Origin of the sequence: Candidatus Megaera venefica, assembly GCF_034554655.1 — a bacterium.
GTDB classification, from domain to species: Bacteria; Pseudomonadota; Alphaproteobacteria; order Rickettsiales; family Rickettsiaceae; genus Megaera_A; species Megaera_A venefica.
On record NZ_JARJFB010000099.1, the window covers coordinates 1 to 7,359 of the forward strand.

Below are 7,359 nucleotides of genomic sequence, written 5' to 3' on the forward strand. Positions count from 1 at the left end.
ACTTATAAGTCAGGGTGCAAAGATAATGCTTTAAAACGCGCCTAAACCAGATAAAATTTTAAGGTAAAAATATAGAAGTTAATAAATAACTACCGTATTAATACTCTGTTCGTATCTGACTAAAGTATATTTGAACTAAATTTAACAAAAAATCGATTGACTGCGTTAAAAAACAGAGGTATTTTAATACTGTAAAATGGGAGTTGTTTTCCTAAAAATAAAACTAGTACTCAAAGCAAATAAAGTTTTCTTGAAAATTTATTATAATTTTGAAATTTCTTCGGCAGATAGACCTGTAAGATCAGAGATGTCAGAAATAGAGTGATTTTTTGATAGCAATTTTCTAGCAATTTCTACTTTGCCTTTAGCTTCTCCTCTAATTTCGGCATCTTCAATTTTTTGCTGTTCTACCGCTAGATTATCAAGTCTGGTTTTAGTCATTTTGTCGTAGGTATTCAGTTCCTCTTCAGTCCAAGCAGCTTGATCTATTGCTTCAAAGGCTCTCCTAATAATTATATCGCTACCAATTAAATGCTCTATTTCAGCAAAGGTACTAGCTTCTGCATGTTTAAAGAAATACAACCATTTTTGCTCAAGATTCTCTAGCTGATCAATAGTTTTTTTAAATTTCTCAAGTTCTAGAAACACGAAATAAAAATCTTTTAAATCATGCTCATAAGTTTTTGTATCGAGTAACCTATGTTCCGACTTAAAAGCTTCTTTTTCGGGAAACATAGTAAAATTAGCAATAGCTAAGAATATCACAGCTTTTAATTTAGCATATACAGCTAGCTTCTTATGATTTTCATCTTCTTTGATTACTTGTTGTGAATATGCTTTAGCCGCATAAAACTGCGCTCTTTTTTCAAAACCTTTATGCTTACTGATCTGCATCTCGACTATCACTTGATCGCCATTCTGATCTTTGCACAACACATCGACTATTGATTGCCTGTAAGCGGCAATTTCAGGGTCTTGTATAGTTTTTAAAAATGTTACTTCAGTGATTTGTTCATTTCCTTCGTATTTTAGAATATCATTTAAAAAATGAATAAGAATATCCTTGTTTTTCTCTGTACCGAAAATTTTCTTAAAGCAAAAATCATTTTTAGGATCAAGAAACTTTGAGAGAGCCATATATATAATTATTTATTTTAAGTTTAATCTCGGTAGTAACTTATGTCTTACAAAGACCGAAACTTCAAGTCTGATTATAACAGATATAATACTTCTTAACAAAGTGTTTTAACTACCAAGTTAGTGAAAAAACCACAAATTCTTTTATGCTGGTTGCCCCCTACTACATTGACATTCCGCCCATCGAATGTTCGTGTTCTTTTTTTAATTCAAGTTTATTCATTATTTCTTGCAAACGAGGAATAGCTTTTTTATATGTGGCTATATCTGCGTAAGCATGAGCGGGATTTTCTATTTCATGCTTTAAATACTTCATCGGACAATCAAATGTTTTTCCTCCGATTTCAACGTGCTTGTTATCGATTAAGCTGCTAATGTTTTTATTAATGATGCTAGCATGATGTTCTAAGACTGATTTAGTTAACTCTTTTATAGTAGCATGGGTATCTTCGCTATTTTTGAGTTGCTCGAGCAAATCTTGTTCAGGGCGGATTTTATGCTCGGTTATATGGGAAGTTAAGCTGCTTAGCTCTTGCATTATGTTATTTTGCTCTCCCTGATGAGCCTTACCGATTGAATCTAGTAATGTTTGAGACTGTAGCTCGGGATATTTTATATTATTGTGTAATGAGGATAAAAACTCTTGCTTGCTTGCGGTAATTTGTAATATCTCAGGGATAGTTTTAGCTTCTGCCTTTTGTAAGCTAAAGTTATTTAAGGTTGTTTGCACGCGGTGATTTTCAAGTTCACTATCTAAATTAAAATAAGCTGAATTTAAATCAGGCGCATTTTTTAATTCTTCGGTTATTGTAGAGCTGTCTTTAAAGCCTGTTTTTATAGCATCCTCTGCAGTTTTCCCTAGGATTGATATGATATTATTCTGCTGCCCCTTGCGCACACCTTCGACTCTATCTAATAAATCTTTAGAATGCTGATCGGGATATTTGATAGTATCGTTTAACTCGGCAAGGTATTTTTGTTCCTTAGTAAATATAGTAATTAACTCTTCAGGTAATTTAGCCTCAAGTTTTGCTGAGGCAAACTTGTTTAGAGTTGATTTTATGTGATGAACTTCAAGTGCTTTGTCTAAATTTATATATGTTGATTTTAAATCATTTGTATCTTTCAGTTCGTAGGCGATTATGTCTCTATCTTTGAGTCCAATTTCTATAGTATGGGCTACCGCATTTTGTAGAAGCGGTATAATATTGCCGTCCTTGACGACGCATGCTTTATGAACCAAATCTAGTAAGCTATACGGATGAACATCCCTATATCGCAAATTAGCTTTTAACTCTGCTAAAAAGCTTTGCTCCTTTGACAATATGTTCATTATTTCTTCGGGTAATTTAGACTCGAATTTCTGTTGTTTAAAATTACTTAAATTTACCTGTACGTTATGAACCTCTAACTCCTTGTCCAAATTTATACAAGTATTTTTAAGATTCTCCGCACTCTTTAACTCAGCTATAATTTCATCTTGCGTTTTAGCTCCGCTCGCTAAAGCGCGATCTACTAATGTATCCAGCTTATTTACTAGCTGATCGGATTTTTGAGCGTAGGCTAGATCTATTGATTCTAGTATATGCTTTTGCTCGTTAGGATATTTTATCACCTCATGTAAGTCTGCTAGAAAACTTTGCTCTTTTGCTATAATTGCAATCATTTCTTCGGGTAGTTTAGCTTCGATTTTAGCGGTCTTAAATGATTCTAGATTTGTTTCAATATAATGATTCTCACGTTTTTTATCTAAAGTAGTATGAATATCTTCAATATTGATAGTGGATTTTAGCGTGCGCATAATTTCCAAATTCGTTATAAAGCCTTCTTGCCTAGCTTCTACGATAATTTTTTGAACATCTTCTAACAAGGTAGGCTGTTCGTATGAAATTTTAGCGGCTTCGGATATTTTATAGTCTTTAAAGCTGTAGCGCACTATGGCGTGCTTATGTTCTTTCCGAAGTCCTGCAAGTAAGCGTTGCTCCTTAGCTACGACTCCAAGCAATTCATCTGGATCGGCGGCTTGTTCCTTCTCTTTATTAAGTAGACTGCGTTTATTAGATATGTAGCCGTGTAAAGTATCCTGACAAAGCTCATTTAAATAATTAAAATGTCCGCTCGTTGCTATATTACTCAATTCACCGATTAATTTTTTCTGATCAACATCGCCGCCGAAAGCTCTAATATCTTCTATTACTTGGATATGATTATTATACGATCTCTCGGCATACATCACCGCTCCTTTAGTATTAGATAACTCGGCTACTCCCCTTGTCTCGCTATGTTTAAACTCATTAAGTAGCTTATCTTTATTGACAGCATATTTACTAATATAAGTGAGATCTTGTCGCGCTGCTTGAGTTAATTTATCTAGTTCTTCAAAGTTAGCAAAAAACTCAGCTAAAGTTTTAGCTTTAAAACTGTTAATTACAGGATTGAATATTTCTCTGATTTCTAATATTCCACCTTCATTACTCCTTTGTAATATATCGTTAAAATCACCGACCTGCTCGGGTCTTGCGATTCTGACCATAGCTCCGCTCATCCGTAGACTATCGCTAGCCTCTATTATAGTTTTATTAGTAGTTGCATCCTTGCCGTCATTATCGGCTGCTATGATTATTTGCTCGCCTTCTTGCGGTACGTAATTTTTAATATTATGAATTCCGAGTGAACATATTATTTTAGCATCTATACCGGCATATTGAATCGATAAAGCCGTCTCGAGTCCTTCGGCTATTACCGTGATTGTATTATGATCCTTTAAAAGCTGATTTTGTAAGTTTTGCATATTACGATTCGGACTACTGATTTCTACAAAAGAACCCGTGATTTTGCCGAATGACTTACGAGGGGTATCTACATTTGCTTTGCCGAGTGGATTACTACTTAGAAGTAGTTGTTGCCCGCCTGTAATCTCTCCGTCTTTGTTTCTCGCAAAAGCAACTATTGCAGGTAACGTTTTTTGAATAGACGGCTCGTAAATAGTTGTAGTTCTAATATCTTCGCCTATTTTTTCTTGGAAAGCAGCAAAATCTATTTTTCTTATTTTAACTAGATAACGCGCAGCGGTACAAGTATAAAGAATCTCTTTACTTTTTGCATACAGAGTTTCTGTTTTTTTTGCTAAGGCAATCTCTTCCGCTTTTTCCTTAAGCTTCTCTTTGTGATGATCTACGTATCTATCGTTGAAATCATGGAGATTAACTATGTTTGAAGTTTTATTATCGATACCGACTACCTCGCGTAAATAATCGGCAGCTTCTTTGAAATCACAAGCTTTAACATCGCGTACTAAATCAAATAAATCACCGCCCGTGCCTTTTTCAAAGTTATACCAATTACCCCGTTTTTCACCGCTAATCATAACGGCTACTCCGCCTTGCTCACCGAAACGTAACTGCTTACCGTCCGATAATCGTTTATTAGGCTCGCCTAGTAGATTTAAGGCTATTCTTTCTGCGTTCCATTTGATTTCTTGTCGTAAGTTTTGATTTTCTTGTTCATAATCAACATTATTAGCGGCTTGTTTCTTCAATAGATAATCCCTATTTGCATAAAACCGCTCTTTAGGAGTCATACTCTGTTTTCTTGTGGATAACGTATTAGTAAATTGAGGCGATTGCTGTGAGAGTGCATTTGGATTAGCTGCCGAAATATCATTACCTGACTTACTTGTTATGTTATTTGAAGATTTTGTAATATTATTACCTACATTTTTTTGATTGATATTGTAGCCGCCTACTACCGCTCTTTCCTCTAATACAAAAGCTTCTTCATCAGCTACGCTAGAAGAAGACTTTGCCGAAGACTCGTCATATTCATTTACTAGTTCTAGAATCTCAAAAGCCTCTGCTTTGCTGACCTCAGACTTTTCAAAGACATAATAATCTCTATCAACGGAGCTTTTATCGATAAATGACGTAATCCCACTTTTAAGTTTCTCACTGAGCCTATCAACGGTTTTGGCAAACACCCCTTTGCTCTCGGAGAGCCTCTTAACTTCTAAATCTTCTTTCGTATAATAGTTAAGACTGCTACCCGCTTCAGGGTTAAAGCCTAATTGTTTTATCAGATGGTTATCAGTTTTTGTTGCGACCTTGTTTGTATATAGATGAATATCTTTGATATGGCGGCTCATGGCAACGTAAGAGTTTTTATTAGTAGAGAATCCGTCATGCAATACATATACGTTTCTAATCGAGCTACCTTGGGCTTTATAGACCGTAGAGGCATAACCGTGCTTGAAACCGCTAAATTCACTAAGATTAAACTCTACCTCTTTTTTGTTATCTAGCATTACCGTAAATTTTGAACTACTAAGTGACTTAACTATTCCGAAATCCCCATTACTTACGCCTACCTCTTTATTACTCTGATTAAAAACAATACGGTCATTTTTCATAAAGCAGTAGTTCTTGCCGTCTTTGGTAATTAATACTCCCAATCCGCTTAAAATATTTTTAGCCTTTAGTAACTCCCTCGCTCCTGCATTTAAGGCATCAACATCGGTATTTTTAACGGCTATAATTAGCCTATTTTCAACAGACTCGGTACTGTTGTTCCAAGAAGTTAGCAGTGATTCCATAGAATCTATTTTTGTATTCGCGTTATTTAAACGATTATTCGACTTTAGTACATCGATAGCATGTTTAATGTTACCTTCAGAAAATGCTAAAGCGATGTCTTTGCTCCACTGGCTTTCTTGCCTTCTAATATCATTCATCTCATAAGAACCGAATTTATCGGCAAAGACCTCAAACATGCCGCCGCGTCCGATAGAAGATAGCTGCCGCTCGTCCCCAGAGAGTATCACGTTACAGCTCCTAGCGGCTGCGACGCGCAACACTTCGGAATAATCGTCATTACCGACCATTCCAGCTTCATCTATAACAATTAGGCTGTTTTTAGGAAGATCTAGTTTAGAATTGTAAAGTTTGAATAAGAACCCTTTGATCGTATCGGATTTATTATAACCGACAGCGGCTAATTCACGCGCAGCTTTGTGGGTGGGAGCGAGTGCGATCACGTTTATTTGGGAATAATTAGCAATTGAAGCTAGTTTACCGAGTACGTGACTTTTACCGCTGCCTGCGCGCCCTTTAAGAATTTTGATACCGCAATCTGTAAGAATTAGATGCGACAAAGCTTCTTGTTGTTGGCCGCTTAAAGATTCATCTTCATTGATTATTTTAGCTATTACATTAGATTCAACACCTGAATCCCTAGTCATTAAATTCTTTTGATTTGCTATATATCCACCGAGTCGTATTAGTTTTAATTCTTCGGCTCTAACGATTGCCGTAGTATAAAAACCCGCCTCTCCTCCGCCTTCGTGGTATAGAGCTGTTATTTGATCGGAATTTAGAGCCTCAAGAACTAGGCTAGCTGCTTTTTCATGATTAGGAATACATTTAACCGCCCGCATCAGATCACTTCTACTAAAGATACTTGCTCTTTTTGTAATTCTGGCAATAACATCTACTCCTGTTTTCAGCGATTCTATGTCGGCGAATTTACGTTCTTCATTACGAATTACACTCTCGTTTAGGATGCTACGCATACGAGCAGGGCCGGTATGTTCTTGTGGAGTTTCACTAATTAAATCAACTCTGTTTTCTAAGCCGAGTTCTTTAAAGTAATCGTTTATCGCGTCTCTTGTATGATGCTGCAATAATGTTTCTTCAGGAATAATAAAATTACCGTATTTTCCAGTTTTGAATTCAGGATTTAAATCTCTTGCTTTCCTGTGATATAAACGCTTACCGTCTTCCGTGAATCTCCTAGTAGTAACAAGTAGATGAGTGTGCCAATTCTTTTCTCCGTCGTGCGGCTCGTGAATATCTACTTGCACGGCAAGCCCATTTTTTACCCACTGCATTTTCTCGATAATTCTATGAGTAATATTTATTCTATCTTGTAAATCTAATTCTTTATCGTCAGGAAGAGCTATTACCGCATCCTTTACAAGCTGACTATTATCTTTTCTCTCAATATGCTCTACCGCATTCATTAACTCACTTATATTTTTAAACCTTTGATCTACGCTTTCTGGTAATAGAATCTGATGATAGACATTATCAGAACGATTTGAAAAATTATAAATTGTATTTGTTTTCTGATCTTTGACTATAGCTCTAGCATTATATGCACTTTTACGGCAGGCATTACCCCCGCTACTCCTACTTACTATTTCTATTCTTGCAAACTGAATTGCCATAG

At 35.8% G+C, this 7,359-nt stretch carries 2 protein-coding genes; both read right to left on the reverse strand.

Features of this window, described 5'->3' with window-relative positions; genetic code table 11:
* Positions 1-261 precede the first annotated feature (261 nt).
* Complete coding sequence (locus Megvenef_RS06390; protein WP_322777146.1) at positions 262-1,137, reverse strand: Rpn family recombination-promoting nuclease/putative transposase; 876 nt, start codon at positions 1,135-1,137, stop codon at positions 262-264.
* Positions 1,138-1,300: 163 nt separating this feature from the next.
* Positions 1,301-7,359 (reverse strand): AAA family ATPase (locus tag Megvenef_RS06395; RefSeq protein WP_322777147.1); only part of this gene is annotated, 6,059 nt, incomplete at its 5' end.

What these genes read in the sequence shown, in the direction of transcription:
- Megvenef_RS06390 (WP_322777146.1), bottom strand. Translation starts at nt 1,137, where the DNA reads ATGGCTCTCTCAAAGTTTCTTGATCCTAAAAATGATTTTTGCTTTAAG.